Annotated in this window: 16 protein-coding genes and 1 tRNA gene; 3 read left to right on the forward strand and 14 right to left on the reverse strand. The window is 46.7% G+C overall.

The genetic code is table 11. The features are described from left to right. Positions 1-90 precede the first annotated feature (90 nt). The 4 genes from MHI01_RS09715 to MHI01_RS09730 form a co-directional block, all read right to left on the reverse strand. Positions 91-1,299, reverse strand: coding sequence for an aminotransferase class I/II-fold pyridoxal phosphate-dependent enzyme (locus MHI01_RS09715; RefSeq protein WP_036610094.1), 1,209 nt, complete (start codon positions 1,297-1,299; stop codon positions 91-93). 13 nt (positions 1,300-1,312) lie between these two features. Next, complete coding sequence (locus tag MHI01_RS09720; RefSeq protein ID WP_024628343.1) at positions 1,313-1,813, reverse strand: Lrp/AsnC family transcriptional regulator; 501 nt, start codon at positions 1,811-1,813, stop codon at positions 1,313-1,315. Positions 1,814-1,973: 160 nt separating this feature from the next. Then, entirely contained in the window at positions 1,974-2,369 is a 396-nt protein-coding gene (locus MHI01_RS09725; RefSeq protein WP_340983006.1) for a spore coat protein, read from the reverse strand. A 45-nt stretch (positions 2,370-2,414) separates the two neighbouring features. Beyond that, a complete protein-coding gene (locus tag MHI01_RS09730) occupies positions 2,415-2,648 on the reverse strand; it encodes a hypothetical protein (RefSeq protein WP_047842262.1) in 234 nt (77 codons plus the stop codon). Between the two features lie 97 nt (positions 2,649-2,745). On the opposite strand from MHI01_RS09730, the gene MHI01_RS09735 reads away from it, so the two are divergent. Then, positions 2,746-3,966, forward strand: coding sequence for an NAD(P)/FAD-dependent oxidoreductase (locus MHI01_RS09735; RefSeq protein WP_340983007.1), 1,221 nt, complete (start codon positions 2,746-2,748; stop codon positions 3,964-3,966). Between the two features lie 95 nt (positions 3,967-4,061). On the opposite strand, the gene MHI01_RS09740 is transcribed toward MHI01_RS09735, so the two are convergent. The 4 genes from MHI01_RS09740 to MHI01_RS09755 all read right to left on the reverse strand — a co-directional run bounded on the left by MHI01_RS09740 (position 4,062) and on the right by MHI01_RS09755 (position 8,949). After that, a complete protein-coding gene (locus tag MHI01_RS09740; protein ID WP_340026924.1) occupies positions 4,062-5,276 on the reverse strand; it encodes an MFS transporter in 1,215 nt (404 codons plus the stop codon). A gap of 129 nt (positions 5,277-5,405) precedes the next feature. After that, positions 5,406-5,972: a hypothetical protein gene (locus MHI01_RS09745; RefSeq protein WP_036669791.1), complete on the reverse strand. Its 567-nt coding sequence runs from the start codon at positions 5,970-5,972 to the stop codon at positions 5,406-5,408. Positions 5,973-6,091: 119 nt separating this feature from the next. Continuing rightward, positions 6,092-6,511: a DUF350 domain-containing protein gene (locus tag MHI01_RS09750; RefSeq protein ID WP_036610109.1), complete on the reverse strand. Its 420-nt coding sequence runs from the start codon at positions 6,509-6,511 to the stop codon at positions 6,092-6,094. A gap of 71 nt (positions 6,512-6,582) precedes the next feature. Further along, positions 6,583-8,949, reverse strand: coding sequence for an endonuclease MutS2 (locus tag MHI01_RS09755; protein WP_340019851.1), 2,367 nt, complete (start codon positions 8,947-8,949; stop codon positions 6,583-6,585). 187 nt (positions 8,950-9,136) lie between these two features. Between MHI01_RS09755 and MHI01_RS09760 the strand changes: the two genes are divergently transcribed. Together MHI01_RS09760 and MHI01_RS09765 are read left to right on the forward strand one after the other, a co-directional pair. Further along, positions 9,137-9,496 (forward strand): phage holin family protein, encoded by a 360-nt coding sequence (locus MHI01_RS09760; protein ID WP_036610114.1) that lies wholly within the window; start codon positions 9,137-9,139, stop codon positions 9,494-9,496. Positions 9,497-9,716: 220 nt separating this feature from the next. Next, positions 9,717-10,109: a cytochrome c oxidase subunit II gene (locus MHI01_RS09765; protein WP_047842258.1), complete on the forward strand. Its 393-nt coding sequence runs from the start codon at positions 9,717-9,719 to the stop codon at positions 10,107-10,109. 104 nt (positions 10,110-10,213) lie between these two features. On the opposite strand, the gene MHI01_RS09770 is transcribed toward MHI01_RS09765, so the two are convergent. The 6 genes from MHI01_RS09770 to MHI01_RS09795 all read right to left on the reverse strand — a co-directional run bounded on the left by MHI01_RS09770 (position 10,214) and on the right by MHI01_RS09795 (position 22,034). Further along, a complete protein-coding gene (locus MHI01_RS09770) occupies positions 10,214-12,922 on the reverse strand; it encodes a hypothetical protein (protein ID WP_340983008.1) in 2,709 nt (902 codons plus the stop codon). Positions 12,923-13,060: 138 nt separating this feature from the next. After that, positions 13,061-15,514 (reverse strand): phenylalanine--tRNA ligase subunit beta, encoded by a 2,454-nt coding sequence (gene pheT, locus MHI01_RS09775; RefSeq protein WP_340983009.1) that lies wholly within the window; start codon positions 15,512-15,514, stop codon positions 13,061-13,063. A gap of 82 nt (positions 15,515-15,596) precedes the next feature. Next, positions 15,597-16,631 (reverse strand): phenylalanine--tRNA ligase subunit alpha, encoded by a 1,035-nt coding sequence (gene pheS / locus MHI01_RS09780; protein ID WP_047842255.1) that lies wholly within the window; start codon positions 16,629-16,631, stop codon positions 15,597-15,599. A 633-nt stretch (positions 16,632-17,264) separates the two neighbouring features. After that, positions 17,265-19,157, reverse strand: a complete 1,893-nt coding sequence (gene abc-f / locus MHI01_RS09785) for a ribosomal protection-like ABC-F family protein (RefSeq protein ID WP_340983010.1) — start codon at positions 19,155-19,157, stop codon at positions 17,265-17,267. A gap of 519 nt (positions 19,158-19,676) precedes the next feature. Beyond that, positions 19,677-19,747: transfer RNA gene (locus MHI01_RS09790), tRNA-Gly, on the reverse strand. A gap of 160 nt (positions 19,748-19,907) precedes the next feature. Continuing rightward, on the reverse strand, positions 19,908-22,034 hold the full coding sequence (locus tag MHI01_RS09795) for a bifunctional diguanylate cyclase/phosphodiesterase (protein WP_340983011.1): 2,127 nt from the start codon (positions 22,032-22,034) through the stop codon (positions 19,908-19,910). Positions 22,035-22,059 lie beyond the last annotated feature (25 nt).

A 22,059-nucleotide genomic window follows, 5' to 3' on the forward strand; every position in this document is an offset into this window, starting at 1 on the left:
AAATTGAAATTATATCACATTATTTTGTAAAAGGAAGTTATTTTTTCCAATATAACTATGTCACATTTGTAAAAAGATTCTATTTTAGTATTAACCCTCTTTTTGCAGTTTGTAAACAAAGTTTCCGATTCGTTCCAAAGCTTCATTTAATTGGGTTACAGAAGTAGCGTAAGAACAACGCAAGAAGCCTTCACCCTGAGGACCAAAAACATTGCCCGGAACAGCAGCCACTTTATTCTCCGTTAACAATCGCTCAGCAAACAGGTCTGAACTCATACCCGTCTTTTGAATGCTCGGGAATGCATAGAATGCTCCCTGAGGTTCATGACAATCAAGTCCAATATCCCTGAATCCCTGCACAATTAAACGTCTACGCTGATTATACGATTCTACCATCCGATCTTTCTCACCCAAACCATTTGTCAACGCCTCAAGTGCAGCAACCTGACCCATGGCCGGCGCACACATTACCGTATACTGATGGATTTTGAGCATGGCTGCAATAAGCTCAGGATGACCACACATGTAACCGATCCGCCAACCTGTCATTGCAAAAGCCTTCGAAAATCCGCTTACGAGAATGGTCCGCTCCTTCATGTCAGGGATAGCTGCAAAGCTAACATGTTTTTGCGTATACGTCAATTCAGCGTAAATTTCATCCGCGATCACAATCAGATCATGCTTTTTAATCACTTCAGCAATAGGCAACCACTCTTCATACGTCATGATGGCTCCAGTGGGATTACTCGGATAACACAGAATAACCACTTTCGACTTCGGTGTGATACCAGCTTCAAGTGCTTCGGCCGTTAACTTGAACTGATCTTTCGCATAGGTTTCAACACCAACGGGTATACCGCCACCGATAGAAGCGATTGGTGAATACGCCACGTACGAAGGTTCAGGAATGAGAATCTCGTCGCCAGGTACGATTAATGCGCGCAAAGCCAAGTCAATCGCTTCACTGCCACCCACGGTAACAATAATCTCATCCTTGGGATCGTATTTGGTATCAAACTGAGTATCCAGATATTCACTGATGGCTTCTCTCAACTTCGGCATACCTGCGTTGGATGTGTAGCTGGTCATACCTCTTTCCAGCGAGTATACACAAGCTTCACGCATATGCCAAGGGGTAACAAAATCAGGTTCACCCACACCCAATGTGATAATATCCTTGTTGTCTCCAACCAGATCAAAAAATTTACGAATTCCGGATGGAGGTATCTGCTGCACGAGGGGTGCCAGATAAGATGTCATTTTCTTGTTGTTCCCGGTTGTCTGTTCATTCACTATCATGACACATCTTCCTTTACGGCGAGATCATGAGACGGTTGTCTTCCTGATGGTCTTCAAAGATAATCCCGTCCTGCTTATATTTTTTAAGAATAAAATTCGTTTTGGTTGAAAGTACAGAGTCTATCGGAGACAGTTTCTCCGACACAAAATTAGCGACTTCACGCAGGTTGCCACCTTCCACTTCAACGAGCAGATCGTATGCACCGGACATGAGATATACGGACTTTACTTGCGGATAGAGATAAATACGTTCGGCAATCCCTTCAAAACCACGACCACGCTCCGGCGTGATCTGCACTTCAATCAGGGCCGTTACTTTTTCATCATCTATTTTGCTCCAGTTCACGACGGTTGCGTATTTCACGATGACGTGGTCTTGTTCTAGCTGTGCCACGGCGTTCTTGATCTTGTCTTCCGACTCCCCCAGCAGCGTCGACAGCAGTGCGGGAGTCCTTCTCGCGTCTTCCTTCAGCAGATCCAGAACTTTTAATTGCAGATCGTTCAAATCTTTCATGGTTTTCCCTCCAGCGTCATCCAGGTTCCTGAAAATGAATTAATACTTATATTACATGAATTTGACGTTGATGCATAGACAAAAGACCGCCTGCCCTGAATTCAGGCAAGCGGTGGTATGGTCCTGTAACGTTAGGTGCTTCAAACCTCTTTTGCAAAGGTTACATGTAATAAGGGTTACCGTAATTCGGTTGATGCTGAGACACATTAGGAGCTTGGCTATATGAACTGTTCTGCGTATTCTTTTCCTGAATGAATTGCTGACACTTTTGTTGGGTCTGGTGGGCGGACTGAATTTGCTTGTCCACATCCTGACGAAGTGCCTTGGATGAGACAGAATACATGTTGTTTTGCTGCATCAGATTGAACAGTTCCCCTTGTAATCTTAGGGTATCGTTCGTCAGGTCTGTGAACATTCGACGTGTCATGGGGCAGGAAGCTTCCGTTGTCGCAGTCGTATATTCGCGTGAGGTTCGTCTTAAATCTGCAAGAATCGACTTCAGCAGATCCTGCTCCTGCATAAAATTTCCACCAGATGACAAAGATTGAGTGTACACGTATTTTCCTCCTATACTTTGAAATAACTTGTCATGTTTTGAACTTTACTGTGATTGCGCTGGTGCAAGAGATTGATGTTGCTGTAACGCATTGACAAGAGTATTCAGATGCTGCTCATGTGAGCGAACATAATGATTCAGCGCCTGTTGAATTTGCGGATTATGTGTGATGGAGGCTGTAGCTGCACATTGTTTGATTAACATTTCCTCATTGGAAATTGAATCCGCAATATAGTTCAGTTCCTTTGGGCTCAGTGCTTGCATTTGTGAGTTTTGCATGTATATCTAACCTCCTTAATCTAAAGTTATTGCGAATTTATTGTTACCCTAACCTGAAAAAGTATACTTCAACTATATTCAACAGAGGTGATCAATTATGGAACTTATTAACGGAAAAACATTTTGGCCAACTACCTTTGCTTCCCATCCCCATTATCCTGTTTTGCAAGAAAACCTGTCCTGTGATTGTCTAATCATCGGTGGTGGAATGGGAGGCGCGTTGTCTGCCAAGCTTTTGACGGATCAGGGGATTGACACCGTTGTTATTGACAAAAGAGATATCGGTTATGGCAGTAGTATGGCAAATACGGGCCTGCTCCAATATACGAATGACAAAACGCTCACCTCTTGTATCCAGACATTTGGAGAAGAACGCGGTGTTCGATTCTACGAATTATGCCGGGATGCCATGCACCATCTCGAAAAAATTTCATCGAAGCTTGAGATTGATCCTTGGTTTTTGCCCCGTACAAGTCTCTATTGTGCCAGTCACGAGGAAGATGTATCGTTGCTGGAGGAAGAATATCGTAACCTGAAACATTATGGATTTGATGTGGAGCTGTGGGATCAGGAAAAAATCAGTGCACTATTCCCGTTCAGCAAACGTGCTGCATTATACACAAGCGGGGATGCTGAGGTTAATCCCTATCGTTTGGTTCACTCACTATTCCACTCAGCCTCACGTCAAGGAGCAAGAGTCTATGCTCATAGTGAATTCACCCATTGTGATTATGATGAAAATGGTGTCCTATGTTACACACCTCATGGCACTGTACGTGCCAAACATGTTATTTTCTCAACAGGCTATGAAACACAAGAAATTAAAAAGGACAGGGGCGCATACCTTCAAAGCACCTATGCTATCGCTACCAAGCCACTAAAGGATCTCAGCAGCTGGTATAAGCAATGCATGATATGGGAGACCGAACGACCTTATCTATATATGCGCACAACTCCAGACGGAAGAATTATTGCAGGTGGACTTGATGAGAATCGTCCTCGAGAAGAACAACGGGCTATCAAGGCGGTTCATAAAGGTGAGATTTTGCTACAGAAGATTGCCGAGTATTTCCCATTACCTGATCTCGAAGTCGATTACGCTTGGGAGGCTGTCTTTGGAAGCACCCATGATGGTCTTCCGTTAATCGGTCCACACCCAGACTATCCGAATTCGTACTTTGTAGAAGGGTATGGAGGTAACGGGACCGTATACAGCATGATTGCTGCTTCCTTAATTGTGGATGCTATTACTGGCAAACAAAACCCTGATATGGATCTGTTCTCTCTCACACGTACAAATAAACCATCTCCTGTATAACCAACAAATGAATCAATACAATTACAAACAGGGTACAGCACACGGAAAGTTCTCTTTTCCCGCCGCTGTACCCTGTTTATATATTGTGAAGCCTGCTAAGCCGAGGGCTCTTGCCCTTCCGTTCGGTTCAATAACTTGCGCATAAAGAGCCATCCAATTAGCGGAGAAGCACCGAGGACAATAATAAGCCAGGTTAACATGCGTAGAGACGGAGCATTTAAGACCGTCACAATAAATATGGCCAATCCACATAGTCTGCCAAGCATCAGGCATAACTCTCTCAAAACGACAAGTTCAACCCTTTTCTCTACATTTTCGCCACTTGTGCCCATCATGTCGAATCCCGCTGATATCATCGGTAATACATATAACGGCATCGCAACAGCACTCCCAATCCCCATGATTAACAGGGTACCATAGGTCACTTTCCAGAGAAGAGGAAGAAGCACAACGAGCAGAATGAGGGCTCCAATGAACATGCCTTTTGATCTATACTGTGGTTTGAACCATTTCCCGGCTGCCCAATAACTTACTAGTGCCACAGCAGAAGTGATGAGTGAGAACTGCCCCAATTTGTACTCCTGTGCGGTAGCCAAATATACAAGCAGTGCAATCAGGAAGGCAAAGACACCTTCACGTGCACCCTGAGCGAATAAACCCAAGCCTAAGGTCCTCCAGGGACTATCCCGCTTGGATAGCTGTATCCAAGGTTCCGACCAGCGGTATGTACCGCTCACCTTTCTTTTTTTCAGAAAAAAACTAAAAACTACTGCTATGACATAAATAACGAGTGATACCGTGAAGATGAGCCGATATCCTGTGTTGTCTGTCATGCGAGTAATAATCAGACCGGAGAACCATGGACCTATAATTCCTGTCATCGAACCAAGTAACCCGACCCAGCCATTGAATAGATCCCTGTTTTCCCGATCCGTTATTTCAAAATACACAACATTAAATGCAATCCAGAATAACCCCAAGGAACAACCTAGTAGCATACCCAGAGGCCATATCCAGTCTACAGCTTTGGACCCAGCCCAGAGGACTATCATATAAAATATGCCGGACAGCGCAGTACCTAGTCGTAGTGCACTCATTTTATTGTGTTCCTTGACCCATTTGCCAGCAAGCCAGAATGTCAGTCCAATGGCCAGTTGCTGGCTGAGAGTGAACCACCCCAACATGGCATAATCCGGACGGCTTTTCCACAGAAACACATTCAAAAAGGTTCCCGACAGCGCTCCGGCTAACGCAAACAATCCATTCACGCCCAAAAGCAGAATGGATTGTCGGCCTAAAGTAATCTTCATCTGCTCCTCCTTCATCCACCTGAAGTGAACTATGTACAGGTAGGTCTTAGGGTTAACGTGCCCCAAGCAAGAGGAAAACATGATGAATCTTCAGGATTGCTATGAAATTGGTTAGAATCTCCGAAATGTTTATTCCTGCGTACTCAGGTTCTTGATCAGACGCAGACGATCTTCCTCAGACAGACTGTATTGAACTTGGAAACATCCCGAGCATACATAGGTCAATACTTTAAACGGTGATGCCAATAGTGACCCTTCGCCTGAAGCTGCGTTAGCAACTGGTGTGAAGTTATCCTGCGTTGCAGCTTGTGTACCTGCGAGAATCATGAATTCGCGGCAATTCGGGCACTCTGGTACTTCTTCCTGATGATCAAGTTGCTTCTGTACACCTTGTTCATACTGAATGAGATCATTACCTTCATCCGCGTATTTGGTTAACGTTCGCAACTCCGGCAATTTGAGTTCGACTTCATCCCCCCACAGATCCGAAAGATCCGTAGTCTGTTTCTCGTTCGTTACATCGTCTACATCATAGATGTCGTCCTCAGCTTCATCGTTCTCTTCATCATCGATGTTAATGTTGAGTGTACGGTATCCTTTTAACTCATTGTGGCAATAAGGACACTCTTCTTCAGGACCGAGCTCCTCATCCCATACAATCTCCGTCTGACACCAAGGGCATACTGTTGTTTCCATATTGATCAACCTTTCTCTTTCATATAATCATGTATTCATTACATAGATGACACCGATGGCAAAAAACACGATCGATGCCGCAAACAGAATTCGTATCAATATCTTCATGACCGATCCCCCTAGATAATGCTCGCGCCAATTACAAACGACAGCGAGACTGAAATAATCATGGATATCAATCCGACAGCTCGGTTATCCGATTCGATCTCCTTATCAATGGAGAACACGGGTGTCAGGAATTCGAACAAAAAGTAGGCAATGAGCAGAAGGATAAACCCTACAAATGACCACGTCATGGCTTCATATACCGAAGATTTCGCTTGTATGCAGAACCGCAATACGTTGCAGATCCCGAAGATCTTACCTCCTGTAGCCATCGCAACGGCCACATTGCCCTTCTTGATCTCCGTCCAGCATTTATACTTAGTCACCAGTTCGAAGCAAGCCAGAAATACAAGCAGCTCCATAATCGCTACCGAGAAAAAACCGAGTACCATCCCCAAGGGATGAGACAGCAATTGGTCAATGCTTTCTATCACGCACCGTTCCCCTCTCCCCATCTGCGACCTTCATGAATAAGGTCGCAGAATATCATTGATTCATGGACCGGCTATTCCAATTCTGCGACGGTCACACCGTTCCCGCCTTCTCCGTAATTGCCCAGCCGGTAGCTTTTAATATGTTTATGCTTACGCAGGTAATCCTGAATACCGGAACGTAAAATTCCTGTACCTTTACCATGAATAATATAAACTTGGCCCAGGTTGGCAAGGAAAGCTTCATCAATGAACCGGTCTGTCTCCATCAGGGCTTCTTCCAGGTTGGTACCACGCAGATCCAATTCACTTTTCACATTGTCATCACGTGTGCGCTTCATACCCGTTACCGGTTTTTGTTTCGGTTTGGCTGCGGGAGCCGATTGCTGCAGTTCCAGGTCATCCAGGGAAACTTTCATTTTCATAATCCCCAGTTGTACCATAGCGTCTTTGCTGCCCGCCATCTCTACAACATGGCCTTTTTGATTCAAACTGTAGACAAGCACTTCATCACCAGGACCGATAGCACGAGTCTTCGGCGCTGTTGCCGCCTTCTTGACCGTTTTTCTGCGTTTCTCCGGTTCTGCCTCGTCCAGCTGTTTGCGGGCAGCAATGAGTTTGTGCTCCTTCACGGAAGCACCTTCTTCCATAGCCAACAGGCGAAGATCGGCTATAATCTTCTCCGCTTCCGCGCGAGCCTTGTCCACAATGCTGCGTGCATCTTCTTCTGCTTTTTCAATCCGGCGATCACGCTGCTGTTCCAGCTTCTCCAGTTCGGTCTGATGACGACTGCGTAATTTCTCCATATCCTGGCGCAAGCTCTCTGCCTTCTCACGCTCTTGTTCAGCCGTAAGACGGTTCTCTTCAAGAGAAGCAATCATGTGTTCAATCCGTTGATCCTCTTCCTTCACTTCGCCACGGGCGTAGTCGAGAATGTAACCCGGCAGTCCCAGTCGCTCTGCAATGGCAAATGCATTACTTCGTCCAGGTACACCCACCAGAAGGCGATAGGTTGGACTCAGTGTGTTGATGTCAAATTCCATGCTGGCATTAATGACACCTTTACGCTCATATGCGTATGCTTTCAGTTCACTGTAGTGAGTGGTTGCAACCATGCGACATCCCGTCCGGTGCATATGCTCCAGCATGGAGATCGCCAGTGCGGAACCTTCAGCCGGATCTGTCCCTGCGCCAAGTTCATCAAGCAATACCAAACTTTTTGGTGTCATGTTTTTCAGAATGCGAATGATGTTGGTCATATGACTGGAGAAAGTACTCAGATTCTGCTCGATACTCTGCTCGTCCCCAATGTCTGCATAGATCGCATCAAATACACATAACTGACTGCCATCCTCAGCCGGAACAAATAAACCGGACATGGCCATCAGGCTCAGCAATCCAATCGTTTTGAGCGTTACCGTTTTACCACCCGTATTGGGACCTGTCACGATAATGGATGTATAATCATTGCCCAACTCTATGTCAATTGGAACTACGTTTTCAATTGGAATCAGTGGATGACGGCCTTTCTTGAGCTTCAGGAACCCGCGGTCATTCATGCGAGGCAATGTTGCTTTCAGTTCACGAGCCAGACGTGCTTTGGCAAAGATAAAATCAAGTGATCCCAGCAAGTCGACATCATACAACAGCCACTCTCCCTGCTCACTGACAAGTGCCGTCAATTTCTGCAAAATAATTTCTATTTCGCGTTCTTCCCGAATCCGGGTTTCACGTAATTTGTTGTTCATTGCAACAATCGATTCCGGCTCAATGAACAATGTCGCACCCGAACCGGATTGATCGTGCACAATCCCGCCAAAGTACGAACGATATTCAGCTTTCACCGGGATAACAAAACGGTCTCCTCTGATGGTGATGAGCTGATCCTGAAGCATCTTGGATACGGTAGAGGAACGAATCATGGAATCCAGTTTTTCGCGAATCCGCGCTTCTCCGCCTCGCAGCTCACGACGAATCTGCGCCAACGTTACGCTTGCACTGTCGGCAACCTCTGCATTATCGTCGATACAGATTTTGATGGCATCCTCAAGCGTTTTTTGCTCTGACAGTTGATCACTGATATAGAACAATGATTCGATGGGCTCATCTTCATGCAAAGTACCAATCTGACGTTTCAATCGCCGCGCCGCAAAGGTTGTATTGGATATTCCCAGAAGTTCGTGAGGGTTAAGTGTGCCTCCAATTTCAGCACGTTTGATGGAAGCCGTAATATCTACAATTCCCCCAAACGACGGTGAGCCTTTCAAGCGATCAAATGTGAAGGCTTCATCGGTTTGCTGCAGCAACCGCTTCACTTCTTCAAGTTCACTGCTTGGTTCAAGTTGCTCCGCTTTCTTTTTTCCCATGGTCGTCTGGGCAAAGCTAAGCAATGTATTTAAAATTTTGCGATATTCCAGTGTGTGTAAAATTTTCGTGTCCAAGTGTACAACTCCTTCCAAACTATATCTGTATTATAACGAAAGAAACTTTCTTACGCTATTTAACGAATCCTTCCACACATAACTTCAACCATAACACCACAAACTACAGGTGTCAGGATTGTGCAACCTCTCCATCCCCTTGGAGTTGCCCTGCTCAGTTCAATCCGAATAAAAGGAGGTAAACACCATGAATTTCCTGGGACATGTCGTGCGATTTGTCATCGCTGCAATTGTATTAATGGTGGTCAGCTGGATCGTTCCCGGATTCGCCGTTGGTGGCTTCTGGAGCGCTCTGTTGCTTGCTCTTGTCATTGCCCTGCTCGGCTGGATCGTTGAAGGTATCTTCGGCAAAAGAGTCAACCCGTTTGGTCGCGGTATTGTCGGATTTATCGTTAGCGCACTGGTGATTTGGCTTGGTCAATATGTTGTAGATCATGTTGAAGTCAGCCTGCTCGGTGCCATTCTCGCTGCGCTGGTTATCGGGATTATCGATCTCTTCATCCCGGTATCCACCCCTTTTGATGCCGGACGAAGCTCCAAAAGTTAATCTCCACTTCACCTTAACGTCCCCATGTATTCTCCTAAACCTCTGAAGGCCCTGGGCCGGAAGGGGTTTATTTCATTCAGGCAGTGCACACGCTCTGCCGTACACGTACAATTTTCAAAAAAACGACATACGCAGCGTGTACAGGCATCCACATATTGCGGTATGATGACTGGAGCAATCATTCAAATTTTATCCATATCACGCTTTAAGGAGGCACATGATGAAGAAAGGCATAACATGGCTTGCTGCCTGTATGTTAATTCTGGTCCTCACTGCATGTGGAGGAGTGAAACAGTCCGCAGAATCTGGCAGCAATGGATCCGATGCTGATGCTGGAGTTACAGCCAGTGAAGAATTGGTCATCAAGGCGAGTAACTATGAATTCGATCAACCTGAGTACCATCTTAAAAAAGGCGTTCCCGTTAACATTGTTTATAAAAATGAAAACGGAAATCACGGTATCCTGGTGCCTGAGCTGAATCTTCAACTGGATACCAGAAATAGCTCCAAAGTCATAACCCCGGACAAAGTTGGTGAGTTTGAAATGTCCTGTTCTGTCTTCTGCGGTTCAGGACACAGCAGCATGATCTCCAAAATTATCGTTGAAGAATAGTATTCAAGACAAGGAGCCCCCGCAGCGACGGGAGCTCCTTCTTTAGTATAACAAATTGTACCAGAGTACGTTGCCCATGAGCCAGTTCTGCTACATTCATTCCGCTAGGTCTGGTCCTGTTCAATCAATTCAATCCATTCGTTATATTCCGTCTGCAATTTCGTATATTCATCATGCAACTGACGATATTCCGTGTTCAGTTGCTCTGCCTTCTCCTGCTCCATTTCACGTTCAACCTGTAACAAACGTAATTGATTGGCCGCTAGTTCGTAACGCTCCCCCATCTCAAGCAGTTCAGTTTCCATGATCTCTTTCTCTTGGGTCGCTTCTGCACGTAACTTGTCCAGCTGCTGTCGTTCTTGCTCCAGTCCCTCCAGCAACTCACTACTTGCCGCACTTTCTCTCTTCCAAACCGTCAGTTCATTCTCAAGTGCAGCCCAGCGTTCCTGCCAGGATTGTTCCTGAGCCGCCCATTCATCTGCACGGCGTTGCCACACCTGGTCGTTCTGCTCTGCTTGTTCAACACTTGAGCGAAGTTCTTCTTCACGTCTCGTCAACTGTTCCAGACGGGATGCCAACTCGGCCTGTTTGGCTGACAGCTCTTCGTATTTGATCTGCCACTCCAACGCTTCTTCCTCAGTCTGGGCTAGCCGGTTCTCTTGCTCAGAGTAACGCTCGGAAAGTTTAGCTGAAGATTGACTTGCTTCTTCAAGTGCGTTCACAATCTCCTGTTTCTCTTTGCTCAGTTCATCCAGCTTGGAACTGTAATTCTCTTCACGTTGTAATGCATCACTGTAATCATTACGGATTTGTTTATAGTTATCCTGAAGTCGATTCAGCTCTTCCCGAACAACATTTAGCTCACCTTCAAGCTGATTGCGTTTCTCTTCCAAAAGCTCTGCATCCTTCTGGTATTGCACAGCCTCTTCATGGTTGAAACGAGACTCTTCCTTCACCACGGACAATTCATCATGAAGGGATTGCACACCAGACTCCAACGTTTCATTTTGTTCAGCAACTTCAAGAATCTGATTCTCCAGGTCTCCGATCTCAGCCAATCGCTGCTCAGCAAGATCCTTCAAGGACTGCTCACGTTCCGTAAGCGTGCCGATCTCATTCTGCAATGTACGCACCGCAGCATGAGCCTGTTCAAGCACTTTATGCAGTCTGCGCTGTTCCTCTTCCGACTTCACTTCAGCCTCACGAAGCTTTTGGGCTTCCTGTTCAAGCTGTGCATGTTGCTCCTGAAGTTTGCGTAGCTGTGCTGTGAGAGAGGTTTCTCTATCCACAGTTTCATTATACTTCTGCTTCCATTGTTCCTGTGAATCACGGGATTGCTGGGCAGCCTGTTCCGTTTCACGCAGAAGCTCCTGCAACTGGGAACGGTCCTCTTTCAACTGCTCCAGTTGTTGCTCCAGTTCCGTAATTCGGCGAGTCTGAACTTCCTGCTCCTGTTTACGGACCCCATGCTCATGACGTAACGATTCCAATTGACCACGCTCGTGCTGAAGCTGCTGTTCTTGCTCTGCAACCATGTCCTGTGCACTGATGAGCTGGGTCATCACTTCTTCTAATTGCTCTTCGACATCTAATAGTCGAGTCTCCGCCTGTTTACGTTGTTCCTCAAGTTGCTGTTTGAGCTTGCCCTGTTCTTCTTGCAATAAGGCCTCTGCCGCCGCTTCGGCTTCTTTCGCTTGGGACGCTGCTGCTTCCTTGGCTTGCTGCAATTGTTCCTCGAAGGCTGCTTCTTTCTCCATCCATTCGAGTTCCAACTGCTCGGATAACGCCTTGAACTCCGCATTCAACTGATTTATCTCAGTCAGGCGCTTCTGCTCCGCTTGTTCCTGTAAGGCAGACCGTTCCTGATTCGCCTGATCCGTGAGCTCTTGTGTCTGTTGCAGCGCTTTTTCTTCAGCCTGTTGAAGACGAAGTTCCATCTGTTGCTGAAGTTCGTTATATTGCAGCGCTGCTTCTTCCTGAGCTTTCTTCAGATTGCTCTCTGCCTGCTCCAACTCTGACAAAATGGCCGACTCGGCTTCTTCCTTGGCTGTCTGGACCTGCTGCGCAGCCTTGGCTTCAATCTGTTGACGTTCTGCAACGGCACGGCTTTCGGCTTCTTTTAATTGAGCTGCAGTCTTGTCCTGCAACTCTTTATATTGCGCCGCAGCTTTGGCCTGCACCTGCTGCAATTCGGCTGCAGAACGGTTCTGAGCTTCTTTGAGCTGGGAAGCAGCCTGTGCCTGTGCATTTTTAAGCTGGTTAGCCGCTTTCTCTTCCATTTCCTTCAGCTGTTTCGTTCCCTTGGCTTCTGCTTCCTTCAGTTGTGCCGTCGCTTGGGCCTGCAATTTCTGCACTCGCTCCGTTGCTTGAGCGCGTTCTTGCTCCAGCAGCTTATTCAACTTGGTTATCTCTGAATTTTTGTCCGATTCGGACTTTTGCAACGCCTGCTCAGCTTCAATCTTCAGCTGTTGCAAATCAGCAAGAGCCTGGTCACGCCGTTCCAATTCTTGTTGATGTTCATTTTGTATGGCGTTTAACCGATTCAATTCGTTTCTCAGTTCTGTACGTTCTCCAGTGAGCATCTTCAGTTCATTACGGATTTCCTGAGTCTGAAGAGACTGTTCAGCCATATGTACAGCCGCCAGTACCGCAATACGCGGAGTATCCAGACGGGAATTTTGCTTGGAGATCGCGCCCATACGCTCATCTACCAGGTTAGCTACTTGTTTCATATAGTCGGCACTGCTGCCAACCAGTTTATAGGAAGTCCCGTAGATCTCTACGGTGACGCGTGTACGATCAGGTGTAGTCACAGTTGTGCCCTCCTTCAAGTCTGTATGTTGATTCTAAGCTGTAATCACAAAAAAGTCACATCGATCCTCTAATGCTAAGGATTCGATGTGACTTCAAACAATTCCTGCTAATCTTTGTTCAAAAAATCTTCTTTTGTCCTATTTACGCAATTCCGCTCCGAATTGCTCTTCCAGACGAGCCACTACACGGGCATGAACTTCAGTAACTTCCTCATCGGTGAGTGTACGTTCACGATTCCGGTATACCAGTGCCATCGCCACGCTTTTCTTGTTTTCACCCAGTTTACTACCAGTAAACACATCGAATACCTGTACGTTTTGTAACAATTCACCCGCCGATTCACGAATGGCGCGCAGCATATCTCCAGCTTCAACATCCTCATTCACAACAACCGCGATATCACGTTCCATGGCTGGGAAACGCGGAAGCTCACGATAACGAATGTCAGCGTCTGCTTCGCTGTAGATCGATTCAAGTGCAATCTCTGCGATGTACACATCATTCAGATCATACTGCTGTTGCAGTTCCGGATGCAATTGACCCAATGTACCGATCAATGTGCCTTCCCCGCCATCCTTACCTTCCAGGTAAACCGATGCGGAACGTCCCGGATGGAATCCTTCAGGGCTGTTTGCTACCAAGCGAATGCGTTGTTCCAGACCTACATAGGCGAACAGATGCTCAAGAGCACCTTTCAGATCAAAGAAGTCTACTTTCTCCGCTCCAACATTCCACTGCTGGCTTGCACGATTACCGGTGAGCAGCAAGCCCAGTACCGGAATCTCATGTGGCTGCTTGGTCAACTGATCTTCTTCAGTGAAGAACACATTGCCCACTTCAAATACAGCCAGTGAATCCTGTTTACGGTTCATGTTATACACCGCTGCATCCAGCATTTGCGGCAAAATACTCGTACGAAGCACACTGCGGTCCTCACTCATAGGCATCGCGAGTTTCACGGCTTTACTGCCTTGTGTCAATGCCGGGAACAATGTCGCTTTATCCGGGTGTACAAAGGAGTAACTGATCATTTCCTGCCAGCCACTGCCGGAGAGCAATCCACGAATGGTGCGACGCATCGCTTGAGAACGTGTATATGCCCCTGGAGTCGTCGGTCCTTCAATCCATGTGGTTGGAATGTTGTCGTATCCGTACAAGCGTGCAATCTCTTCAAACAAGTCTACATCGAGCGTAATATCCCCTCTGCGTGTTGGCACTTCCACATCCAGCAATCCTTGATCAGCATCACCACATGCAAAGTGCAAGCGAGCGAAGATCGTTTTTACCTCAAGCAAAGACAGATCAGTTCCCAGATAACGATTCAGTCTGTCCAGCGACAATTGAATTACACGTTTCTCCGCAGCTTCTGCTCCAGCTTCCACGATTCCCTGGTGCACTTCACCTTCAGCATAACGCTGAATCAGTTCAGCCGCACGATCCAAAGCCGTAATCACCGCACCCGGGTCTACTTCCTTCTCAAAACGCATGCTTGCTTCGGAACGTAGCCCCAGTTGGCGCGACGTTTTCCGAACGGTTCCGCCGTCGAACTTGGCGGACTCCAGCAACAGATTCACCGTGCCTTCCGATACCTCGGAATTCTCGCCACCCATAACCCCAGCGATGGCTACAGGTTTCACGCCGTCCGTGATGAGCAACATGTGCGGCTCCAGCTTGCGCTCCTGTCCATCCAGCGTAACAATCGTTTCGCCTTCGTTGGCCATCCGCACTTCAATATGGCCCTTTTCCAGCTTATCCGCATCGAATGCATGTAGCGGTTGACCGTATTCCAGCATGACATAGTTCGTGATATCAACGATGTTATTGATTGGGCGAACACCTGCCGCCATGAGACGGTTTTGCATCCACAGCGGGGAAGCACCCAGCTTAATGCCAGTTACATAACGAGCTGCATAGTGAATGCATTGCTCCTGTGCCTTGATCTCTACAGAGATATGATTCACGGCTGCATCACCAATTTCAACCAGTTGGTCTTTGGGACTTGGCAGCTTCACTTCACGACCCAGAATGGCACCCACTTCATAAGCTGCACCACGCATGCTGAGACAGTCGGAACGGTTCGGTGTCAGGTCCAGTTCAAGCACATGATCGTCGAGACCAAGAACCTGGCTGATTGGCGTGCCAACCTCCGTTTGTTCCGGCAGAACGAGAATACCTTCCTGCTGATCTTTCGGCAACAATTTATCGTTCATGCCCAGCTCTTTGGCGGAACAGATCATGCCAAGGGATACAACACCGCGCAGTTTGGCTTTTTTGATATCCAGTCCACCAGGGAGCTTCGCTCCAACAAGGGCTACGACTACTTTTTGGCCTGCATCCACATTTTTCGCACCACACACAATCTGAAGATCTTCTTCCTGACCAGCATCAATGACACATACATTCAGTTTGTCTGCATCGGGGTGTTTCTCCTTGCTCTTCACATAACCTACAACAACTTTATTGACGCCCTTGTTGCGGTTCTCCACTACATCAATTTCGACACCCGCACGGGTGATTTTCTCCGCCAATTCCTGTGGCGTCACACCTTCAAGGGAAATATAATCAGACAGCCAATCTGTCGATACTCTCATGGACGTTCACTTCCTTCATCTATAAATTGGTGTTCCCGGTTCATTCGCTTGCTCTATATGGTTAATCTTTCTTGTCTTAAAGTTACAGCCGTCCGAATTGCTTCAGGAAGGTCAGATCACTGTTGTAGAAGTGACGGATATCATCGACACCATACTTCAGCATCGCGATACGCTCTACGCCCATACCAAATGCAAAACCACTGTATTTCTCCGGATCGTATCCACCCATTTCCAGTACTTTCGGGTGAACCATACCGCCGCCCAAAATTTCAAGCCAGCCTGTTTGCTTACATACGCGACAGCCGCTGCCGCCACATTGTACACAGGTTACATCCACTTCTGCACTTGGCTCTGTGAACGGGAAGAAGCTTGGACGCAGACGAATTTCTGTGTGGGAACCGAACATTTCGCGCACGAATTGCAACAGGGTTCCTTTCAGATCGCTCATACGAATGTTTTCGCTGATGACCAAACCTTCAACCTGGTTGAATTGGAAAGAGTGCGTCGCATCGTCGTCATCACGGCGGTATACTTTACCTGGACAGATGACTTTGACAGGCACTTCGCCCTTCATGCTCTGCATGGTACGTACTTGAACCGGAGATGTATGGGTACGCATCAACAAGTCTTCGGTAACATAGAAGGAATCCTGCATATCGCGCGCCGGGTGATTCTTCGGCAGATTCAATGCTTCAAAGTTGTAATAATCCATTTCGACTTCAGGACCTTCCGCAACGCGGTATCCCATACCGATGAAAATATCTTCGATCTCCTGTACCACTTTGGTCAGTGGATGCAGTCCGCCTTGACGTCCACGACGTCCTGGCAGAGTCACATCAATTTTCTCGGATTGCAGACGCTTCGCCGTCTCTTCCTTCTGGAACTGATCCTGCTTGCTGTCGATGACTTCCTCAATGGCAGCCCGAACATCATTGGCTACTTGACCAATAACTGGACGTTCCTCCGCACTAAGTGCACCCATACCACGCAAAATTTCAGTCAATGCACCCTTTTTCCCCAAATACTTTACACGCAGATCACTGAGCGTCTGCGGATCATTCACACCAGACAACTGCTCCAGCGCTTCGATCTTCAATGCCTCTAAACGTTCTTTCATGTGTAATTGCCCCCTTTTTGTGGTGTTTTTGCAACAAAAAAAGGCCTTCTCTCCCCTGAAGGGACGAAAAGACCGTGGTACCACCCTTGTTAGACATCCATTGCTGCGTGGCCCTTCTGGCCTGCAACTGGTTCTGTCTCACTTTGTACGGAATAACGACCGTTAACCGTTTGCCCCTACTGTTGCCTCTGTGTCTGCACACAAACAGGTTCAGGGAACCGCTTCGGAGTGAATTTCGGCAGCCTTGTTCTACAGAAACGCTCTCAATCTACGGCGCTTCCTCCCTGTCCAGAGGCACTGCTTACTTATCTCCATCATCACGTTTGCTTTTAAGTTAAACCTCTAGAGGTTGTCAAAAAGTCCGCTTTTGATTACGAATGATGCCTGACGGCATCATCAGCGTCGAATATGGCATTCAGCCGAATAAGCAAATGCTTACGAAGTATGTTTCCTTCGGAAACATTGTAGTTGCTCACGTAGTTTTCCTACGCTCCGCTACTCCATTTCTAGCTTCATCCCATCTTCTTGGTACTGAAAACCGATCTTTTTGAACACTTACCTATATCGATGTAATCATCGATGATCGTTCATAATTATATGCAAAATAGATCGAAATAGCAAGCCGTCCATGTTCTAATTTATGCTTGCACCCTTATCTTTCAATTGTTTCAGGCGCTGCTGGATTTCGCGAATCTCAGCTGCCTCGACTGCTCGCTCATTCGAATGCTCGGGCTGTGTCAGACTGTCTTTTCCAGCAGTGCTCACAGGAGACAGCAACTCCGATAGGCGCATCTCCAATCGTAACCGCTCATCATCGGATTCCCGGGTCTCCAGCGCCACCTCCCGAAGTTTGGTGGACTGCTCCCAATCCGACACACCTCCTTCAAACAGAGTTGCTGTGCCACCAGCCTCCAGATCGCATAACCGATTCGCAAGTGACTTCGTCAGCATCCGGTCATGGGATACAAGCACCAAAGCACCTGAAGCCTGTTTTAATACATTCTCCATGACTTCCTGGGTATCGATGTCCAGATAGTTGGTCGGTTCGTCCAGCACCAGCAGATTGGCTCCGCCAAAGTACAGTCTCAGAAATGCCACTCTGCACTTTTCCCCCATGCTCAAATCCCCAATGCGCTTGAATACATCATCTCTGGAAAATAGGAAACATCCCAGAATGGTACGTGCCGCACTTTGTGTCATGGATGGAAGAGTAAGCAAGCTGTCCAGCAGCGTCAGATTTTCGGGAAGCCCTTCCAGCTCCTGTGAAAAGTAACCGATTTGCAGCTGTGGATGCCGGGTGACCTTGCCTTGCGAAGGTTCCAGTTCACCAATCATCAACTTCAGCAGTGTTGTCTTGCCGGTTCCATTAGGACCTCGTACAGCAAGCCGATCTCCGCGTTCCACAGTGATTCGAAGATTGCGCAGCAATGATTTGTCTCCCGTATATGAAAAACTCACCTCTGCCAGCGCAAGCAGCTGGCGTGCAGCCAGTGGATTCATCTGTAATTCCATGTTCAACTTTGCAGCTTCACGAGGTTTATCCACCCGTTCCCGCTCCAAACGTTCCAGCTGTTTTTGTTTCGCATGGTAACGTGAAATATTTTTGTTGGCTCTGGCCTTATAGAAACTCTGGGTGATCTTCACCTCCACATCAGTCGCCGAATTATGCGCTTTATGGAACCATTCCTGATAATTTCGAATCGTTTCTTCCAACGCCTTACGTTCCAATTCCTGCCTGCGGTAGATCGTTTCCTGTTCGCGTAATTCACGCTCTTTGTGGATCTTGTAGTCGGAGTATCCGCCCTTGTATTTGGTCAGGGCATCCGGACTGAACTCAATGACTCCTGTTGCTACCTGATCAATAAACGTACGATCATGTGATACAAATAACAGTGTACCTTCATATGAGGATAACCACTCTTCCAGCCAACGCATGCTTCCCTCATCCAGATGATTCGTCGGTTCATCCAGGATAAGGAACTTGGGTTTGCTGACAAGTAGCCCCGCCAAACGAGCCTTTGTTTTTTGTCCACCACTCAAGGAATGATAGGGTCTATTCCAATGCTCTGCGGATAATCCAAGGCGGGTCAGTACTTTCTCTACCTCAGTCTCCCACATATAACCGTTCAACTGTTCATATTGCTCCATCACTAGTGTATAAGCTGCAAGCAGCTCTTCATCCGCTTCAGTGCTCATGCTCAAACGTTGTTCCAGTTCTTCCAAGTTCCGTTTCACTTCATAGATCTGACCGCTCTCACGACGGACCGCATCCAGTACATTCATCCCGGTCTCAATCTCCGAGCGCTGGCGCATGAACCCCCATTCCTGCTGAGGGATATGACGTTCAATCCGTCCACCACCATGCTCCTCACCCAAAATGATGCGTAACAACGTTGTCTTGCCGCATCCGTTGCGACCCAAAATGGCGAGTCGTTCGCCCTCATTAATCTCCAAATTCAATCCTGTAAACAATTCAATACCGTTCCACTCTTTTGATACTTCATGTAAGCGTACCAATGTCATCATGAGGCCTCATCCTTCCTGCATCCTTTTTGCTGAACAAAAAAAACCGCTGGCATCAGCCGGCGGTTTGGCAATTCAGGGTTGGATCAAGCATTCAAAGACAGATCTAAGGTAAGCTACGGCATGAACAAAGAAACCCAAAATACAGGGTACACGTAAACCTCAATGGCTTACTTGTTCCATACCTTTTCCCATAGCTGAATTTGGACACACGAATCCCCTCATTGCTCAGCCGCTCTGGCTGACTGCGTCATAAAACCGTCTGCAGTTAACTGGGGTTCAATTCATGTGTTTTACTTCATGGGACGTATGGTTACCTCTCATTCATGTGTAGTATCAATTTCTCCGTTATTGTACCAGATCATTGTAAAAAAGCAAAGGGTATATAAATTAAACTAAAGAATACTTACTTACTCGCCACTCCGAAAACAGAACAATCTTCTGCTCGCTGTTACCACGGGATTTCTTTTAAGGTAATAGAAAAAGCCCCTGCATCGCAAGGGCTTCGGTACTGCTTCGTTAAGCGGGTGATGGGAATCGAACCCACGCTATTAGCTTGGAAGGCTAAAGTTCTACCATTGAACTACACCCGCATGATTGAAGATTTATTGTTAAGTTCCTTAGGAATTTAACAGTGATTTTACAAATAATAATATACCATGATCCTCTATAGCATGCAAGTCATATTTTCCATTTTTTTCATTACGCATCCATCAAAAAAAAGCAGGAGCACCCTCGCGCCCCCGCTGTTCCCTATCCTGTAGGCTTATCCACATCTCTCAAAAACTGCTTTTCAAATTCAGCGGCTTTAATCGGTTTGCTGAAGAAATAACCCTGAGCCTCGTGACAGTGTTGATTGCGAAGAAAGACCATCTGATCTTCGTTCTCCACGCCCTCAGCTGTGACTTTCAGTTGTAAATGATGCGCCATTGAAGTGATGGTAGATACGATCGCGGCGTTATTGCTGTCCTCCATGACTTCATTCACAAATGAACGGTCAATCTTAAGCCGATCAATCGGCAGATCCTTCAGATAGTGCAACGAGCTGTATCCCGTTCCAAAATCATCAATACTGATATGCACACCAATTTCTTTGATTTTGTGCAACTGTTCAAATGACCGGTCTTTATCAAATGTCATGCTCTCTGTAATCTCCAGTTCAAGCCATACAGGCTCTAGTCCCGTCTCTTTGAGAATGCCATTGATATTGTCCAACAAATGGGAGTGCCTGAATTGTCTCATCGACAGATTCACCGAAACACACAGTTTACGATAACCGGCTTCCTGCCACTGTTTGTTCTGTGCACACGCTTCACGAAGCACCCATTCGCCAAGTGGCACAATGAGCCCACTCTCTTCTGCCAGAGGAATAAAGTCCGCCGGAGATACCGAGCCTCGTTGCGGATGCTGCCAACGCACCAAGGCTTCCATGCCAACGATTAACCCACTTTGCAGATTAACCTGCGGCTGGTAGACCAGGTAGAACTGACCTCGATCCAACGCCTTGCGCAGATCATTCTCAAGCTGCAAACGCTCCTGTGCCTTCATCTGCATCGCATGGGCAAAACGATTCAGTTCCATTCCTTGTTCCTTTGCACTGTGCAAAGCAGTATCAGCATTCTGAATAATCTCCAGTGGTGACTCTCCATCATGTGGGAAAATGGCCATCCCAATTCCAAGTGTCAGATGATACTCATTGCCATCAACCAAGACGGGCTTCTCAAAAAGTTGCAAAATGGATCTTGTCCGACGCAACGCTGTATCGGTTGAACTGAAATCTGTCATCGTTAATGCAAACTCATCTCTTCCCAATCCAAAGACTTCTTCTCCTGGAAGGGACAATTGTTTCAGTCGTTGACCTACCTGACGCAAAACACGGTTAGCCGCTTGCTGTCCAAGCGAATCATTAATGGTTTTGAACCGATTAATATTCAGGACCAATACACCAACAAGCTGTTCCTGCACCACGGCATCATCCATCATCTTTTTCAACTGCTGTGAAAGGCGACGACGGTTTGGAAGTCCCGTTACATCATCATGATGAGCAATATAGTTCATCTTGGCTTCCGCGACCTGCTGTTGCAGGAAAGGTGTGTCCACTACGGACGTATACAGCCCTTTTTGAATGAAAAAATATGCCATACAATTACTCAGCAATCCTAATAACAGATTGAGATCGTTCACCCCAGTTGCTGAAACAAAATAACATTCACCAAAAAAGAAACACAGAATGCCACATAGAATGGTTGGTAAATCACCATCTTTGGTTTTTTTCCATTGTACAAACAAAAGAACTGCAATAATGCCATAGAGCAATCCAACCATAAGATGAACTCGGGTGAAGACACCACCAAGCACTTCCCCATCAAGCATACTCGGCAACATGCTCCATTCCTGAATAGCCAGTATGTACAAAATAACAAAGGTACCCAATGTCCCACTTAAAAGTAAGAATTTGCGTGGTAATGCAAATTCTTTCTCATTTAAGGTATACACGAGCAGTAAACCTACGGAACATACCAAAGATCCCATGGTTGACATCATTAAGGAGAACTCCGATTCCATCATGGCTCCATTTGGAATCTCTTCTGCAAATGAAACGATATGAACCAGTTCAAACAGACCAATCAATAAAAAGAGTGTTGTCAATAATGTCCTCCGAAGCGTTAGCTTCTGTGTCCGAAACAACCAGCTTTGATTATAGATGCCGATACAAGCCGCTACCGCAGCAAATCCACCCAAGAGTGTCAAAACCGGGTAACCCGATATGATCAGATCAGAGCTTGAAGAAGAACGAAACCATTGACTTGCGAGGAAACATAATAAGCCGCCCACAGCGACCCAACTTATTTTTCTCTGATCTTGCAGATTAACCTTCATGCCGTGTTTTCCTTCCCGGGATCAC

It is taken from the genome of Paenibacillus sp. FSL M7-0656, assembly GCF_038003225.1.
Classification (GTDB): domain Bacteria; phylum Bacillota; class Bacilli; order Paenibacillales; family Paenibacillaceae; genus Paenibacillus; species Paenibacillus amylolyticus.

Excerpts from the sequence above, each read along its gene's own strand:
- MHI01_RS09740 (WP_340026924.1), bottom strand. The coding sequence starts at position 5,276 with ATGAAGATTACTTTAGGCCGACAATCCATTCTGCTTTTGGGCGTGAAT.
- MHI01_RS09765 (WP_047842258.1), top strand. The coding sequence starts at position 9,717 with ATGAAGAAAGGCATAACATGGCTTGCTGCCTGTATGTTAATTCTGGTC.
- pheT (WP_340983009.1), bottom strand. The coding sequence starts at position 15,514 with ATGAGAGTATCGACAGATTGGCTGTCTGATTATATTTCCCTTGAAGGT.
- MHI01_RS09720 (WP_024628343.1), bottom strand. The coding sequence starts at position 1,813 with ATGAAAGATTTGAACGATCTGCAATTAAAAGTTCTGGATCTGCTGAAG.
- abc-f (WP_340983010.1), bottom strand. The coding sequence starts at position 19,157 with ATGATGACATTGGTACGCTTACATGAAGTATCAAAAGAGTGGAACGGT.
- MHI01_RS09730 (WP_047842262.1), bottom strand. The coding sequence starts at position 2,648 with ATGCAAAACTCACAAATGCAAGCACTGAGCCCAAAGGAACTGAACTAT.
- MHI01_RS09795 (WP_340983011.1), bottom strand. The coding sequence starts at position 22,034 with ATGAAGGTTAATCTGCAAGATCAGAGAAAAATAAGTTGGGTCGCTGTG.
- MHI01_RS09760 (WP_036610114.1), top strand. The coding sequence starts at position 9,137 with ATGAATTTCCTGGGACATGTCGTGCGATTTGTCATCGCTGCAATTGTA.
- MHI01_RS09735 (WP_340983007.1), top strand. The coding sequence starts at position 2,746 with ATGGAACTTATTAACGGAAAAACATTTTGGCCAACTACCTTTGCTTCC.
- pheS (WP_047842255.1), bottom strand. The coding sequence starts at position 16,631 with ATGAAAGAACGTTTAGAGGCATTGAAGATCGAAGCGCTGGAGCAGTTG.
- MHI01_RS09715 (WP_036610094.1), bottom strand. The coding sequence starts at position 1,299 with ATGATAGTGAATGAACAGACAACCGGGAACAACAAGAAAATGACATCT.
- MHI01_RS09745 (WP_036669791.1), bottom strand. The coding sequence starts at position 5,972 with ATGGAAACAACAGTATGCCCTTGGTGTCAGACGGAGATTGTATGGGAT.